General features: G+C 65.2%; 11 protein-coding genes and 1 pseudogene. 7 read left to right on the top strand and 5 right to left on the bottom strand.

The features are described from left to right. Positions 1 to 17: 17 nt before the first annotated feature. On the bottom strand, positions 18 to 2489 hold the full coding sequence (locus tag ACSKB9_RS24220) for a DNA translocase FtsK (RefSeq protein WP_438076258.1): 2472 nt from the start codon (positions 2487 to 2489) through the stop codon (positions 18 to 20). Between the two features lie 16 nt (positions 2490 to 2505). Further along, positions 2506 to 3732: an aminotransferase class I/II-fold pyridoxal phosphate-dependent enzyme gene (locus ACSKB9_RS24215; protein WP_438076256.1), complete on the bottom strand. Its 1227-nt coding sequence runs from the start codon at positions 3730 to 3732 to the stop codon at positions 2506 to 2508. A gap of 178 nt (positions 3733 to 3910) precedes the next feature. On the opposite strand from ACSKB9_RS24215, the gene ACSKB9_RS24210 reads away from it, so the two are divergent. Further along, positions 3911 to 4384, top strand: a complete 474-nt coding sequence (locus tag ACSKB9_RS24210; RefSeq protein ID WP_438076254.1) for an NUDIX hydrolase — start codon at positions 3911 to 3913, stop codon at positions 4382 to 4384. A 163-nt stretch (positions 4385 to 4547) separates the two neighbouring features. Here the strand turns inward: ACSKB9_RS24210 and ACSKB9_RS24205 are convergent, their stop codons facing one another. The 3 genes from ACSKB9_RS24205 to ACSKB9_RS24195 all read right to left on the bottom strand — a co-directional run bounded on the left by ACSKB9_RS24205 (position 4548) and on the right by ACSKB9_RS24195 (position 6978). Beyond that, positions 4548 to 4952 carry a GFA family protein gene (locus ACSKB9_RS24205; protein ID WP_016841439.1) on the bottom strand — a complete coding sequence of 135 codons (405 nt, stop codon included), beginning with the start codon at positions 4950 to 4952 and terminating at the stop codon, positions 4548 to 4550. 199 nt (positions 4953 to 5151) lie between these two features. Beyond that, positions 5152 to 6600, bottom strand: a complete 1449-nt coding sequence (locus ACSKB9_RS24200) for an ammonium transporter (RefSeq protein ID WP_057020316.1) — start codon at positions 6598 to 6600, stop codon at positions 5152 to 5154. A 39-nt stretch (positions 6601 to 6639) separates the two neighbouring features. Beyond that, the gene (locus ACSKB9_RS24195) at positions 6640 to 6978 is read right to left on the bottom strand and encodes a P-II family nitrogen regulator (protein ID WP_024583097.1); all 339 of its coding nucleotides are present in this window, start codon (positions 6976 to 6978) and stop codon (positions 6640 to 6642) included. Positions 6979 to 7637: 659 nt separating this feature from the next. Between ACSKB9_RS24195 and ACSKB9_RS24190 the strand changes: the two genes are divergently transcribed. From ACSKB9_RS24190 to ACSKB9_RS24165, 6 genes and pseudogenes are all read left to right on the top strand, one after another. Then, on the top strand, positions 7638 to 7883 hold the full coding sequence (locus ACSKB9_RS24190) for an acyl carrier protein (RefSeq protein WP_057020315.1): 246 nt from the start codon (positions 7638 to 7640) through the stop codon (positions 7881 to 7883). Positions 7884 to 7887: 4 nt separating this feature from the next. Further along, positions 7888 to 9091, top strand: a pseudogene (locus ACSKB9_RS24185) (acyl-CoA dehydrogenase family protein). A gap of 1 nt (position 9092) precedes the next feature. Further along, a complete protein-coding gene (locus ACSKB9_RS24180; RefSeq protein WP_057020313.1) occupies positions 9093 to 10016 on the top strand; it encodes an amino acid--[acyl-carrier-protein] ligase in 924 nt (307 codons plus the stop codon). Position 10017: 1 nt separating this feature from the next. Next, the gene (locus ACSKB9_RS24175; RefSeq protein ID WP_438076251.1) at positions 10018 to 11016 is read left to right on the top strand and encodes a DUF1839 family protein; all 999 of its coding nucleotides are present in this window, start codon (positions 10018 to 10020) and stop codon (positions 11014 to 11016) included. A 44-nt stretch (positions 11017 to 11060) separates the two neighbouring features. Beyond that, positions 11061 to 13571: a glycoside hydrolase family 2 protein gene (locus ACSKB9_RS24170; protein WP_438076249.1), complete on the top strand. Its 2511-nt coding sequence runs from the start codon at positions 11061 to 11063 to the stop codon at positions 13569 to 13571. Continuing rightward, on the top strand, positions 13568 to 15373 hold the full coding sequence (locus tag ACSKB9_RS24165; RefSeq protein ID WP_438076247.1) for an alpha/beta fold hydrolase: 1806 nt from the start codon (positions 13568 to 13570) through the stop codon (positions 15371 to 15373). Before ACSKB9_RS24170 ends, ACSKB9_RS24165 begins: the two co-directional genes overlap by 4 nt. Positions 15374 to 15379: the final 6 nt, after the last annotated feature.

Below are 15379 nucleotides of genomic sequence, written 5' to 3'. Positions count from 1 at the left end.
GTGATGATCGCCCCCGATCAGAACTGGCCTTCTTCCTCCCCGACCAGGATTTCGCGCTTTCCGGCGTGATTCGCCGGACCGACGATGCCCTCAAGTTCCATCCGCTCCATCAGCGAGGCCGCGCGGTTATAGCCGATCTGCAGCCGGCGCTGAATGTAGGAGGTCGACGCCTTGCGGTCGCGCTTGACGATCGCAACCGCCTGCGTGAACAGATCGCCGCCGCCGTCGCCGCCCATGCCGGTGGCATCGAACACGGCGCCGTCCTCGTCGGTCGGCTCTTCCGCGGTGACGGCTTCGAGATATTCCGGCGCGCCTTGCGTCTTGAGGTGACGCACGACCTTCTCGACTTCCTCGTCCGAGGCGAACGGGCCGTGCACGCGGCTGATGCGGCCGCCGCCCGCCATGTAGAGCATGTCGCCCTGGCCGAGCAGCTGCTCGGCGCCCATCTCGCCAAGGATGGTGCGGCTGTCGATCTTCGACGTCACCTGGAAGGCGATCCGGGTCGGGAAGTTCGCCTTGATCGTGCCGGTGATGACGTCGACCGACGGACGCTGCGTGGCGAGGATGACATGCAGGCCGGCGGCCCGCGCCATCTGTGCGAGGCGCTGCACCGCGCCTTCGATATCCTTGCCGGCGACCATCATCAGGTCGGCCATCTCGTCGACGATGATGACAATGTAGGGCAGCGGCTCGAGGTCGAGCTTCTCTTCCTCGTAGATCGCCTTGCCGCTCTCCTTGTCGAAGCCGGTGTGGACGGTGCGCGTCAGCTCTTCGCCCTTGGCCTTGGCTTCGACGAGGCGCGCATTGTAGCCGTCGATGTTGCGCACGCCGAGCTTGGCCATCCGCTTGTAGCGCTCTTCCATCTCGCGCACGGCCCATTTCAGCGCCACCACCGCCTTCTTCGGATCGGTGACGACGGGCGTCAACAGATGCGGGATGCCGTCATAGACGGAGAGTTCGAGCATCTTCGGATCCACCATGATCAGGCGGCATTGATCCGGCCGCAGCCGGTAGACCAGGCTCAGGATCATGGTGTTGATCGCGACCGATTTGCCGGAGCCGGTGGTGCCGGCGATCAGCATATGCGGCGTGCGCGCCAGATCGATGATGACGGGGTCGCCGCCGATCGTCTTGCCGAGGCACAGCGGCAGCTTCGCAACCGAATCGACGCTTTCCTTGGCGACCAGAAGCTCGCGCAGATAGACCTTCTCGCGATGCGCGTTGGGCAGCTCGATGCCGATCGCGTTACGGCCGGCGACGACCGCGACGCGGGCCGACAGCGCGCTCATCGAGCGCGCGATGTCGTCGGACAACCCAATCACGCGCGACGACTTGATGCCGGGCGCCGGCTCGAGCTCGTACAGCGTGACCACCGGGCCGGGATTGGCCTTGACGATCTCGCCGCGCACGCCGAAGTCCTGCAGCACGCCCTCGAGCGAGCGCGAATTGGCTTCGAGCTCGGCCTTGCTCAGCGGCTGTCGATCGCTGGCCTTCGGCGCACTGAGCACGGAGACCGAGGGCAGCTCGAACTTGTCGGAATTCTTCTTCTTCGGCTTCGGCTCGGCCTTCTTGCGCGGGGCGCGGGCGGCGGGAGCTTCGTCCTCCTCTTCCTCATCGTCGTCGAAAGCTTCAGCCTCGTCCTCATCATGGTCTTCATGCGCGGGCGCGATCGAGGGCGCCGAGCGGCCGCCGCCGATATTCGGCTCTTGGCGCTCGAACGCAGCGCTGCGGCTCTGGGCTCCGCTCGAGACCAGCGATTTGTATGCGGTGGTCAGCAGCCAGCCGAGCCGCGCTTTGGCGCTCATCAGCGCATGGAACAGCCAGCCCAGCGAGACCGAGCTGCGGTCGTTGTCTTCTTCCTCGACGAACGGCTCGTCGTCGTCGGAGATCGGCGTCAGCTCGTCGTCCTGCTCCTTGGCACCCCAGCCGCAGGCGAACAGGAAGCTTGCCGCCATCGCGACGAACAGGATCAGGCCGAGCACGACGCGATAGATGAAGCCGGGCGGGCCGAACACGACGGCCGGCGCACGCAGCAGCGCGTCGCCGACCACGCCGCCGAGCCCGGTCGGCAGCGGCCATGCGGTGTTGTGCGGCCAGCAGCTGGCGAAGCCCGCCGCGATCACCGTGCACAGGATCCAGCAGCCGAGCCGCAACGCCTCGCGGTCGAATGGGCGATGCGTCAGCATCCGCCAGCCCCATACCGCGACCGGCAGCACCAGCATGATCGCGCCGAGGCCGAGAATCTGCATCAGGAGGTCGGCGCCGATCGCGCCGGGATAGCCGAGTACGTTGCGGATCGCGCGCGAGGTGGCGTGGCTCAGCGACGGATCCTGCACCGACCAGGTCATCAGCGCCGCCGTGATGGCGCCGGACAGCGCGATCAGGCCGAGCCCGGTGAGTTCGCGCAGCCGTCGCGCCAGCGCCTCGCGGAGCGAGAGCGGCAGATGGCCGACCAGGGGGATGACACGTTCGATCGCTGGCATACTCAATCTTCGCGCTTCGCGATTAACCTAGGGTTTCGACCAGGCGATGCATCGCCTCGGCCGTCGATTCACTGTCGGAGACGAGCGCAAGGCGGATATAGCCCGCGCCCGGATTGGAACCGTCGTTCTGCTGGCGCGCCAGATAGCTGCCGGGAATCACGCGCACGCCGGCGTCGCGATAGAGCCTGACCGCCGCCGCCTCGTCGCCGCCGCGCTCGGAGACGTCGAGCCAGACGCAGAACCCGCCGGCGGGACGCTTGTAGCCGTAGCGGTTGCCGAGGATCTGGTCGGCGAAATCGAACTTGATGCGATAGAGCCTGCGGTTCTCCTCGACATGCGCCTCGTCGCTATAGGCGGCGACCGCGACATGCTGCAGCGGCACCGGCACCTGCGGTGCGGCGACATTGCGCAGCTCGTGAAATGCGGCCAGAAACTTTCTGTCGCCCGCGACGAAGCCGACCCGCATGCCCGGCAGGTTCGAGCGCTTCGACAGCGACTGGAACGCCACGACATTGCTGAAGTCGGGACCGGCGCATTCGAGAATGCTGCCCGGCGCCTCGCGGGTGTAGATTTCCGAGTAGCACTCGTCGCTCAGGATGATGAAGCCGAAGCGATCGGCGAGCTGCTTCAGCCGCGTGAAATAGGCGCGCGAGGCGACCGAGCCCTGCGGATTGGCGGGCGAGGCGATGAAGAACGCGACGGTGCGCGCCAGCGTCGCCTCGTCGATCGAATCGAGGTCGGGCAGGAAACCGTTAGCGAGCGTGGTCGGCAGGTAGATCTGCTCGCAGCCGGCCGCGCGGGCGCCGGCGCCATAGGCCGGATAGAACGGGTTCGGCATCAGGATCGCCGGCCGGCCCTTGCGCGGCGCGACGTAGCGCGAGGCTGATATCGCGGCAAAGAACAGCCCCTCGCGGCTGCCGTTCAGCACCATCACCTCGCTCTCGGGATCGACCGGCCGCGGCAATTGGAACCGGCTTCCCAGCCAAGTCGCGACGGCGCGGCCGAACGGTTCGATGCCCTTGGCGATCGGGTAGCGGCCGAATTCGGCGGTATGTTTTGCCAGCACCGGCCCGACGAAATCGGGTACCGGGTGCTGCGGCTCGCCTAATGACAGCGTAATCAAGGGCTTGGCGGGCTGATACGGCGCCAGCAGCTCGGTCGTGCGCAGGAAAGGGGAACGCTCGGCCTGGCCGGCGGATGCGACATCGCCGGCGCCCTGCGCCAAGCCGGATGAGGCGGTCATTGCCATGATTGAAATGCCAGCACTTTCACTGCGGTCGGAGGGTAGGGGCGCCGACCGTAAACGGATCAAGTCACCATAGATAGGGCGAGGTTAAGACGCGATTAACCATCGGCGGCGCGGCACGATCGGCCGGCGCGTGATATCAGCGCTGACGCCAGAAAACCGTTCGAACTTGCTCCGAGACATGATCCACCGCCGCGCCGTAAGGGCGCTCATCATCACCGGCGAGCGCGAAGTCCTGTTGATGCGGATTTGCCCGCCGCACGGCGGCGACTGCTTCTGGATCGCGCCGGGCGGCGGCGTCGAGTGTGACGAGACGGCGGAAGCGACGCTGCAGCGGGAACTGGCCGAGGAATTGGGGCTGATCGATTTCGAGCTCGGGCCCGCCGTCTGGCGGCGTCACCACACCTTCAACTGGGGCGGCCGGCGGATCTCGCAGAAAGAGGAATACCGGATCGTTCACGCCGATCGCTTCGCGCCGGTGATGGCCGACGAGGCCGAGGCGCGCGTGCTCGATTGCTTCCGCTGGTGGCCGATCGCCGACCTATCCGGTGCGAGCGAGCGCCTCACGCCGCTGTCGCTTGCCGACATCCTGGAGCGCTATTTGTGCAACGGCGCGCCAAGCGAGCTGCCGGATGAGGAAGTTTTGATCGACTGACGCGGCTCCATGGCGTGACCCACAACTCGTCATGCCCGGGCTTGACCCGGGCATCCATCGACTAGGCCAGAATCTTGCGAAGCGGGATGGATGGCCGGGCAAGCCCGGCCATGACGATTCGAATTTGCCGGTCCATCCGGGCTACGCACGCGATGCGGGACGGCTACCGCGCCGGCAGCTTCTCGAACGACGGCTTGCCTTCGGGCAGATGGTGGAAGGTCTGCTTGTCGCAGGTGTAGATCGTCATCTGCGGGGTGAACACCGAGGGGTCGTCGAAGGTGCCGACCTTCAGGATGGTGGCGGGCAGGCCCGGCACCTTGGTCACGAGATGCGTGCCGCATTCCGGGCAGAACTCGCGCGTCACGGCGCGGTCGAGATCCTTGCGGGTGAACTGCTTAGGCTCGCTGGCGGTGTATTTGAAGCCGGTGGTCGGCATCGCCATGAACATGTTCGGCCCGCCGCCCGTGATGTACTGGCATTCCCGGCACAGGCACTGCGCCGCCATCATCGGCTCGCCCTCGGCCTCATAGCGCACATTGCCGCAATAGCATCTGCCCTGCACCTTCATGACGTCCTCCCGTTTTCGTTATTTGTGGCCTGTCATTCCACAATGGCAGGCAATTCCGACAATATTTTCTCAAGCAGCGGAAAAAGAAAGGGGCCCCAGCTTGCGCTGGAGCCCCTCAACGGTCCGGACATTGCCGGGTATGTGCCCGAACCGTAGTTCTGGACCCGGCCCCGGAGGGAGCCGAGAGTCCCGGGAGAACTCACATGTTGTAGGCGCGCTCCGTGTGCTCGGTGATGTCGAGGCCTTCACGCTCGGTCTCGACGTTGGCGCGCAGGCCGACGATCACGTCGACGATCTTGTAGAGGATCGCCGAACCGATGCCCGACCACACCAGCGTGGTGCAGACGCCCCAGACCTGCGAGATCATCTGCGCCGCGAAGTCGTAATCGGCGACCTTCGGCGGGATCGCGGTGTAGTCGATGATGCCTGCACCGCCGAGCGCCGGGTTGACCAGGATGCCGGTGCCGAGCGCGCCGACGATGCCGCCGACGCAGTGGACGCCGAACACGTCGAGCGAGTCGTCATAGCCGAGCGCGTTCTTCACGACCGTGCAGAAGAACAGGCAGACCACGCCGACCACGAGGCCGAGCACGATGGCGCCCATCGGACCGGCATAGCCGGCCGCCGGGGTCACCGCGACGAGGCCCGCGACCGCGCCCGAGAGCGCGCCGAGCAGCGAGGGATGGCCCTTGATGATCCATTCCGCGAACATCCAGGCCAGCGCCGCCGCGGCAGTGGCCACGAAGGAGTTGGTCATGGCGAGCGCAGCGCCGCCATTGGCTTCGAGGTTGGAGCCGGCGTTGAAACCGAACCAGCCGACCCAGAGCAGCGAGGCGCCGATCATGGTCATGGTCAGCGAGTGCGGAGCCATCAGCTCCTTGCCGTAGCCGGTCCGCTTGCCGATCAGCAGCGCGCCGACCAGGCCGGCGATACCCGCGTTGATGTGCACGACGGTGCCGCCCGCGAAGTCGATCGCGCCCTTCTTGAAGATCCAGCCGGCATCGGCGTTGATCTCGTCGAGCTTGGCCTGCGCCGCGGTCTTGGCCGCGCCGTCAGCCGCGGCGGCGAGCGCCTTGGCGGCATCCTGGATCGCGTCCGGGCCCGGCCAGTACCAGACCATGTGCGCGATCGGGAAATAGATCAGCGTCACCCAGAGCGGGATGAACAGCGCGATCGCCGCGAACTTCATGCGTTCGGCGAAGGCGCCGACGATGAGGGCCGGCGTGATCGCCGCGAACGTCATCTGGAAGCACATATAGATGAGTTCCGAGATGTTGGCGTCGACCGAGAAGGTCGCCGCCTTCGAGTCCGGCGTGACGCCCATCAGGAAGGCCTTGGAGAAGCCGCCGATGAAGTCGGAACCGCCGGTGAAAGCGAGGCTGTAGCCGTAGAGGGCCCAGAGCACGGTGACGAGGCAGACCGTGTAGAACACCTGCGCCAGCACCGAGAGCATGTTCTTGGAGCGGACCAGGCCGCCATAGAACAGCGCGAGGCCCGGGATGGTCATCAGCAGCACCAGCACCGTCGAGGTCAACATCCAGGCGTTGTCGCCCTTGTTGACGGTCGGCTCGGCGTAGGCGGCGGTCGCGGCGAACAGGCCGACTGCAAGGGCCGCCAGTCCCGCGCCATAGGGACGCTTGAACGTCATGTTATTTCACTCCTGAGGTCTTAAGGTTTGAGCGCGAAATCAGAGGGCCGCGGCATCGGCCTCGCCGGTGCGGATGCGCACGGCGTGTTCGAGGCTGATGACGAAGATCTTGCCGTCGCCGATCTGGCCGGTCTTGGCGGCGGAGGTGATGGCGTCGATGGTTTTGTCGACCTGATCGGAATTGACCGCGACCTCGATCTTGATCTTCGGCAGGAAGCTCACGGCATATTCGGCGCCGCGATAGATTTCCGTGTGGCCTTTCTGACGGCCGTAGCCTTTGACTTCCGTCACCGTGAGACCGTGAACGCCAATGGCGGTCAGGGCGTCACGGACCTCTTCGAGCTTGAATGGCTTAATGATCGCCATAACAATTTTCATGAGTCCTATCCCCGCTTGGGCCCGGTGCGAATGAACACCGGGAGTTTCGACTGAGGTTCACCACGCGGAGGACATCCACTACGCGGGCACAGCCTGGACCCTTAGAATCAAATGCCGTGCCAAACGGCCGGAGTTCGCTAATGGATTATGAATCCGGACCTTTTCCCGCTTTACGGGTGGGAGGTGCCCCTGCGCTATTCCGCCGCGCCTAAAATATGGTCAGGCCTGTCTAGAACGCAGGCACGGCTAACTCCGGACACAATTCTGCTCAGCCGCGGGGCAGCAGGCGGTATCCGGCGAGGGCTTCCGGGCCCGCCCCGCGGTCCGCGAACACCCTCTCGATCATTTCGCCATTGGCGTCTGTCGGACGATTGCGCGATGGGAATTTGATATTGGGTTTCATCGGCTTGTTTGGGTTCCCACCCGAAACGGGACCGGCGCGAAGACAGTTGCGGGCATCCTCGCCGCGTCGTTCTGCGCGAAGCGGACAAGGGCTCGCATCAGGTACGCCGGCCCGGACGGCAAATGCTGGACTTTTGCCGGCACTCGTTACGGATCGTTAGCTGTCTGTAACATTGTCGTTCCGGCGTTAACGCCGCGGTTGCCGTCGTTGCGCTATTGCCGCCGCATAAGAACTTCAATGACAGGTGGGGCAACCAATGATTGATCGCATCCGCGCGCTGCTCGAGCAGCAGCCGATGATTTCGCTGGATTTCAACACAATCACCGACGACACGAATCTCTATGACGCAGGGCTGACATCCTTCGCCACGGTGCAGGTGATGCTGGCGCTTGAGGAAGAGTTCAACATCGAATTTCCCGAAGCGATGCTCACGCGTCGGACCTTCTCGTCGCTCGCCAACGTCGCGGACGCCGTTTCACGGCTGACACAGCGGGCGGCGTAAAACCATGAGCGTGGTGAGAAAGATAGAGCCCGTGCCGGCCTCTGCCGCCACGCCGGCCGAGCGCATGCGTCGGGTCGCCAAGGTCGCGGCGCAGCAGGTCGATGCGGTAGACCGTGAGGGCCGCTTCCCGGCCGATACCATCGAAGCATTGAAGCGCGAGCGCCTGCTCGGCGTTGCGATTCCCGTCGAGCATGGCGGGGAGGCATTGGGCACGATGGAGATCGCGGAGCTGATCGTTCAGCTCGCCCAGGCCTGCGGCTCGAGCGCCATGATCTACGCCATGCACCAGATCAAGACGTCGAGCTTCGTCAGCCATGGCGGCGCCAGCGACTGGCATCTGGCCTATATGCGCCGCATTGCGGCGGAGCAGTTGCTGATGGCCTCGGCGACCACGGAAGCCGGCATCGGCGGCAATCTGCGCAATTCGATCTGTGCGGTCGAAGTGGCAGACGGCCGCTTCTCGCTGACAAAGGAAGCAACGGTTATTTCCTACGGCCGCCACGCCGACGCGATTCTTGCCACGGCGCGGCGCGCTCCCGAACTCGGCAAGCTCCGATCAGGTGATGGTTGTCATTCCCGCGGACCTGAACCGCACGCTGGAGCGCACCTCCGTATGGGATACGCTCGGAATGCGCGGCACCTGTTCGGACGGTTTCCATCTCGTCGCGCACGGTGACGCGGCGCAGATCTTCCCCAAGCCGTTCTCGGAGATCGCGGCACAGTCGATGCTGGCGAGCTCGCATATCTTCTGGGCGGCGACATGGTTCGGTATCGCCACCGATGCCTTCAATCGTGCGCAAGCATTCGTCAAGGCTGCGGCGCGCAAGCAGGCGGATGGAAGTCTGCCGCCGGGCGCGCTTCGGCTCGCCGAGGCGGCCGCCCTGCTTCAGGAGATGAAGGGTCATCTCACGGCCGCCATTGACCGCTTCGATGCGGCCAAGGGCAATGACGACGCGCTCTCCTCGATTGGCTTTACCGCCGAGATCAACGCGTTGAAGGTCGCTGCGAGCGAGAAGGCTGGGGCGATCGTGCGGCTCGCCATGCTGGTCAACGGCATCGTCGGCTACAAGAACGGCACGCCGTTCAGCGTCGGCAGGCACCTGCGCGATGTGAGCTCAGCGCCGCTGATGATTTCGAACGACCGTATTCTTTCCAACACCGCGACGCTCCTGCTGATGAGCCGCTTTGACACCAGCCTGAGAGGTTGAGATGGACGCCAAGACGTTCGACGCCAAGAGCCTGCTCGACACCCTGTTCGACAAGAGCATCCTGTTCAAGACCGGAGTAGACGGGCTTTATGGCCGCTCCGGCGTTTTCGAAGACGTGATCGAGCGCTTTGAGCGGCTCGTGACCAGCATCGGAGCGCCAGACAAGGCAACCCGCATCCACTTCCCACCGGGCATGAGCCGCGCCACGCTTGAAGGCAGTGGCTATATGAAAAGCTTCCCTCAGCTTGCAGGCTGCGTACATTCCTTCATGGGCGGCGAGCGCGAGCATGCGCAGCTTCTCGGCATGATGGCTGCGGGAGAGGACTGGACCGAACTGCAGCAGGCGACGAACGTCGTGCTGACGCCAGCCGCCTGCTATCCGCTCTATCCGACCGTTGCCGCGCGCGGTCCGGTGCCCGATGACGGTGTGCTGTTCGAGCTTTCCTCCTATTGCTTCCGTCATGAGCCTTCCAAGGATCCCGCGCGCATGCAGCTGTTCCGTATGCGCGAATTCGTCCGCATCGGTACGGCCGAGCAGGTGTGCGCCTTCCGCGAAAGCTGGCTGGAGCGCGGCAAGGCGATGATCGAATCCCTCGACCTGCCCTGCGAGGTTGATCTCGCCAACGATCCGTTCTTCGGTCGCGGCGGCAAGATGATGGCCAACAACCAGCGCGACGAGGGACTCAAGTTCGAGCTGCTGATCCCGGTAACCAGCATCGAGAAACCAACGGCCTGCTTGTCCTTCAACTATCATCGCGACCATTTTGGCCAGACCTGGGGCCTCAAATTCGCGGATGGCAGCCTGTGCCACTCGGCCTGCGTCGGCTTCGGGCTGGAGCGCGTGGCGCTCGCGCTGTTCCGCCATCACGGCCCTGACGTCGAGGCATGGCCGGCTTCCGTGCGTGACACGCTTTGGGGCAACTGAAATGCAGAGTGCCATCGCCGGGCTCGATCCGGCCGACTACAAGCCGCACCGGCTACACGATCCGGAGCGGCGATGGCCGCAGACCAACTGCTATGTCGATCTGCTGATCGAGGTGATGCATGCGACCGGGAATGACCCGGCCGCGGCGCTCGGCTTCACCGTCGCGCAGGATTTCGAAGGCGACCAGTTCACGTTCTTCAAATTCCCGACGGCCGACCTGCAGCGATTGGCCGGCCTGGATATCCAGGAACTGTCCGTGTTCGATCGTCTGGAGGCGCACGTTCTCAATCAGATCGAGCGCGGGCGGCTGCCGCTGGTCGAGGTCGATGCCTTCTACCTGCCCGACACGAAGGGCATCACCTATCGCAGTGGCCATTCCAAGACGACGATCGGCGTCAACGTGCTCGATCCCGGGCGCCGCCACATGGCCTACTTCCACAACGACGGCTACTTCGCCCTGGACGGCGAGGACTATGACGGCATTTTCGAGCAGCGCAACGGCGCGCAGGCCGGCGGCCTGCCGCTGTTTCCCTATACCGAGTTCGTCAAGTTCGACACCACGCGCCCCTCGCGCGATCCGGTCAGTGCGGCCACGGAAATCCTCGCGCAGCATCTGCGGCGCAGGCCGAAGCGCAATCCGCTCGATGCCTATGCGGCCGTGTTCGGCGGCCATGCCGAGGCACTGGCCGCCCGGTCACCGGAGTATTTTCACATCTACGCCTTCAACACGTTGCGGCAGGTGGGCGCCAATTTCGAACTCCTCTCCAGCCATCTGGAATGGCTGGGACGGCACGGCGAGACCGGTCTGGCCGAGGCGATCGAAGCCGCCGCGGCAATCGCCGAGGGCGCCAAGGTCATGCAATTCAAGCTCGCCCGCGCCATGGCCCGGCATCGGTTCGATGGGCTCGCGGAGGCCATCGGGCCGATGGCCAAGGCCTGGCAAACGGTGATGAACGCTCTGGACGGTCGCATGGCGGATCTCGCCAGCAAGGCAGCGTAGGACCGGCCTGCCGGTCATGGGAATGCATGTGTATGGACGCTTTGGTGTCGACGACCGACACGGCCGAGCCTCTGGACAGCGGCTGGTGCATGGTCGTCTCGCCGGCCGGCGCGTGGGCGTCTCCGGCGGCGATCGACGGCAGCGCCGAATGGCTGGAGGCAGCGTGCCCCGGCACGGCCGCTGCTGCGCTGGAACGGCTTGGCCGCTGGGACCGCAACCATCCCACTCCGCTGCACGACCAGGACATCTGGTATCGTCGCCGGCTCGATGTCACCGGCCCGGCCCGTCTCGTATTTGACGGCTTGGCGACGGTTGCAGAGGTCTGGCTCGACGATCGCCTCGTGCTGTCCTCGACCTCGATGTTCGAGCGCCATGATGTGGCCCTGACGCTTGCCGGCGGCGAGCAACTGGCCATCGCATTCCGCAGTCTCGACCGCCACCTGGAAACCCTGACCGGTCCGCGTGCGCGCTGGCGGCCACGCATGATCGACGATCAGCGGCTGAGGCTCGTACGGACCACGCTGATCGGCCATATGCCGGGTTGGTCCCCTGGCTTCGACATCGTCGGACCATGGCGATCGATCAAGCTGATCCGCGATACCAACCGGCAAGGCGTGCGCGATGTGCAAATGCAGGCCGACCTCGCCGGCACAACAGGGCATCTTTCCATCGCGATCACGCTGGTCGAGCCGTTTGATGACGCGCCGGCCACGGTCGCCTGTGCGGGCGCTGTCGCCGCATTGACCTTAGAGACAGCGACGCGGCTGACGGCGAAACTGGATATTGCGAACGTTGCGCCATGGTGGCCGAGCAGCCATGGCGATCCGGCGTTGCACGAGGTTGTCGTCACGCTCGGCTCTATGCGAGTAACGCTCGGCCGCGTCGGCTTCCGGCATATCGAGATCGATCGCGGCACCGACGGACGCGGCTTTCGGCTGGTCGTCAACGGCGTATCCGTCTTTTGTCGTGGCGCGGTGTGGACGCCGTCCGACCTGGTGCGGCTGCCGTCCTCACGCGAAGAGATCGCGCGCGACCTCGATCTTGCACGACGGGCGGGCGTCAACATGCTCAGGGTCGGCGGCACGTTCGTCTACGAGGGCGACGCGTTTCACGAGCTTTGCGACGAGATGGGCATCCTGGTCTGGCAGGACCTGATGCTCGCCAATTTCGACTATCCGGCGAAGGACGAGGCCTGGTGCGCGTCGCTCTCGCGCGAGGTCGGGAATTTGCTCGGGCGGCTCAGGCATTCGCCATCACTCGCCGTTCTGTGCGGCGGCAGCGAGGTGGCGCAGCAGGCGGCGATGATGGGCATGCCGATGTCGATGGATCCGACGCCCTGGTTCGACAAGGTGGTGCGCCCCATCGCCGAAGCTAAGCGTCCCGACCTGGTGCTTGTGACGTCATCGCCATCCGGCGGCAACCTGCCTTTCACGGCTGATGGCGGGCCGATGCATTATTACGGGGTCGGCGCCTATTGCCGCCCGCTGGATGACGCGCGCCGCGCCGAAGTACGCTTCGCGAGCGAATGCCTTGCCTTTGCCAATGTGCCTGAGCAGGCAACGCTGGATGCGCATCTGCCGGTGCCGCCGGTGCACGATCCGCGCTGGAAGGCGGGTGTGCCGCGCGACGTCGGCGCGTCGTGGGACTTCGAGGATGTGCGCGAGCACTATCTGGAAACGCTTTTTTCCGTCGACGCGCGCCGGCTGCGCATCGAAAATACCAGACGCTATCTCGAACTCTCCCGTGCGGTGACGACCGAGGTGGTGGAGCGCACCATCGACGAATGGCGCAGACCCTGTTCGCCGACGGCTGGAGCGCTGCTGTTCTTCTGGAAGGACTTGCGGCCGGGCGCGGGTTGGGGCGTGGTCGATTCGACCGGCCGGCCTAAGCCGGTCTGGCACGGGCTGAGGCGTGCATTTGCCCCGCTACGGCTGATCCTGAGCGACGAGGGCGTCAACGGGCTGACCGTCCATGCCGTCAACGATACCGCGAAGACCGTTCGGGCGACATTATCGCTGACCTGTCTGCGGGACGGCGTCACGCCGGTGTTGTCAGCGCGCCAACCAATCAGCGTGCCGGCGCACGGCGGCCTGTCGCTTTCGGCCTTCTCGGTACTCGGCGCCTTTTTCGATATTTCCTACGCCTATCGCTTCGGGCTGCCCGGACATGAAGTCACCGTTGCAAGGCTGGAAGGCGACGACGGGAAGATCTTTGCCGAGGCCTTCCATGTGCTGCCGGGTGTCATGACCGCGCAGCGCGACGTCGGCCTGACCGTGAGTTTGGTGCGTCGGAAGGACGCGTGGCGGCTGCGGCTGGCCTGCAAACGCGCGGCCTACCACGTCTCCATCCAGGATGATCGGTTCGTTCCAACGGAGAACAATTTCCACCTGATACCGGGCATCGAGTGGGAGGTCGGCCTTGACGGTCCGCCCCTGGCGACGCCCGGCGGCGCGGTGACAGCGCTCAATGCCGATCGCGACGCGAGCTACGAGGTGCCGAGAGCGGAAGAATTGGAAGTCGTGCGGACAAAGGAGTCCGCCGGGAGCATGACATGAAACCAGTTGTCTTTGCCGATACCATCGGCTGGCTGAACGTAGCGAAGGGGCGGCGGGGCGTTGTCATTGCCGGCGCGCATGGTCATGAGGATCTGTGCAGTCGCCGATTCCTGAAGCTGTTGTCCGACAGGGCGGCCGCGGCGGGCCTGCCTGTCCTGCTGTTTGACTATCCCGGCTGCGGCGACGCTGCCGGCGACCATTCGGCGCCGGGCCGGGTGATGGCCTGGACCGCAAGCATCGGCGCGGCGATCGACCGGTTGAAGCGGGATTGCGGCGTGGAGGATGTCATCCTCGCCGGCTTCCGTCTCGGCGCGCTGCTGGCCCCGCTCGCTGCGGCGGGGCGGGACGACGTGGCAGGCCTTGCGCTGCTTGCGCCACCGAGTTCCGGAAAAACCTATGTGCGCGAAATCACCGCGATGTCGCGCGTGATCGATGGGTTGCTCGCCAAGAGCGCGGCAAGCGACGCGACGTTCGCCGAGGGCCGCGAGGCCGTCGGCTTCCGGCTTTCGCATGAGACGCTCGCCGATCTGTCGAGGCTGGATTGGCGGCGGGCCGTCGCGGCCCTTCCGCCCCTGCCGATGCTTTTGATCGCGAACGGAAAGCCGTTGGCAGGCTCTGAAATCCGCGACGGTCGAACTTCTTTCGAAGGCGCGACGATCGCGGAGTTCAAGGACTATCACCTGCTCATGTGCGACCCGACCGCGAACCGGATCCCGGCCGACGTTGTCGATTGCTGGGCGAATTGGTTGTCCGACCGGGCCGTCGCCGGCGTAGCTCAGGGCGTCGAATCCCTGACCGGCCGCGAGCTATTGGAGGGATCGCACTACACGGAAGAGCCGGTTGTGATCAGGCAGGCGCCATTGCTCTGTGGCGTGCTGACCCGGCCACGTGACGGCCATGCTGCGGCCGATCCGGTCATCTTTCTCAACTCCGGCGGCGTGCCGCATGTCGGTTGGGCGCGCGGCACGGTCGAGGCGGCGCGCGAGCTTGCCGCCGTCGGCGTGGCGTCGCTACGCATTGACCTGCCGGGCCTCGGCCTGAGCGACGATGCCGGGAGCAATCGTCTGTTCCTCTATGATTCCCGCACCCGCTTCGACGTCAGCGCGGCGATTGACTGGATGCAGCGGGCGGGCTTTGCCAAAGTCGAGCTTGTGGGCACATGCTCGGGCGCCTTCCAGGCCTTTCACACTGCGCGCGCGGACCGCCGCGTCCGCGCCCTGACCATGATCAACCCGCTCTGCTTTGCCTGGAACAGTTCCTACGCGCTGGAGCTTACGGCCTGGAAAGCATACGAAACCTCCAAGGCGAATCGCGGAAGCCAGCAGCAGATCGGTCCGGCTGAGGGGCCTGCGATGACGACCAGGTCCGCCTGGAAGCTGTCAGTGTCAGATAGTGCCAGGCGGCTGGTGCGGCGCGGATTGGAAGCCGTCAAGTCGACGCTGTCGGCGATGCATCCGTCCGCCTTGCTTGGTCGTAACCGCGTCGAGCGCTGGATGCGCGAGCTTTGTAGCCGCGGCGTGCGCGTCCTCATGGTCACTTCGGACGGCGATCTCAGCCTGCAGGAGATCGCACGGCATTTCGGTCAGGACGGCAAACGGCTCACAAGCATCCCTGGAGTGACGCGGTTGACGCTGCCGAACGCCGACCATTCGCTGACGCCTCGTCATGCGCGGCGCGCCGTCGTCGCGCGCCTGATCGACCACCGCGGCGGCGGCAGGCGCGGAGGATCGAGCCGTCCCGATGCCGTGCGGGTCACGGCGCAGCATGCCGAGGTGAAGCCTAAATCGATGGCGCTGTCATGAAACGGT

Origin of the sequence: Bradyrhizobium sp. BR 1433, assembly GCF_051547665.1 — a bacterium.
GTDB classification, from domain to species: domain Bacteria; phylum Pseudomonadota; class Alphaproteobacteria; order Rhizobiales; family Xanthobacteraceae; genus Bradyrhizobium; species Bradyrhizobium australafricanum.
This window is presented reverse-complemented; position numbering and strand designations above follow the sequence as displayed.

Bases quoted from the DNA above. Each gene is read 5' to 3' on its own strand.
- ACSKB9_RS24180 (WP_057020313.1), top strand. From the start codon at position 9,093: ATGGACGCCAAGACGTTCGACGCCAAGAGCCTGCTCGACACCCTGTTC.
- ACSKB9_RS24200 (WP_057020316.1), bottom strand. From the start codon at position 6,600: ATGACGTTCAAGCGTCCCTATGGCGCGGGACTGGCGGCCCTTGCAGTC.
- ACSKB9_RS24215 (WP_438076256.1), bottom strand. From the start codon at position 3,732: ATGGCAATGACCGCCTCATCCGGCTTGGCGCAGGGCGCCGGCGATGTC.
- ACSKB9_RS24205 (WP_016841439.1), bottom strand. From the start codon at position 4,952: ATGAAGGTGCAGGGCAGATGCTATTGCGGCAATGTGCGCTATGAGGCC.
- ACSKB9_RS24190 (WP_057020315.1), top strand. From the start codon at position 7,638: ATGATTGATCGCATCCGCGCGCTGCTCGAGCAGCAGCCGATGATTTCG.
- ACSKB9_RS24175 (WP_438076251.1), top strand. From the start codon at position 10,018: ATGCAGAGTGCCATCGCCGGGCTCGATCCGGCCGACTACAAGCCGCAC.
- ACSKB9_RS24210 (WP_438076254.1), top strand. From the start codon at position 3,911: ATGATCCACCGCCGCGCCGTAAGGGCGCTCATCATCACCGGCGAGCGC.
- ACSKB9_RS24165 (WP_438076247.1), top strand. From the start codon at position 13,568: ATGAAACCAGTTGTCTTTGCCGATACCATCGGCTGGCTGAACGTAGCG.
- ACSKB9_RS24195 (WP_024583097.1), bottom strand. From the start codon at position 6,978: ATGAAAATTGTTATGGCGATCATTAAGCCATTCAAGCTCGAAGAGGTC.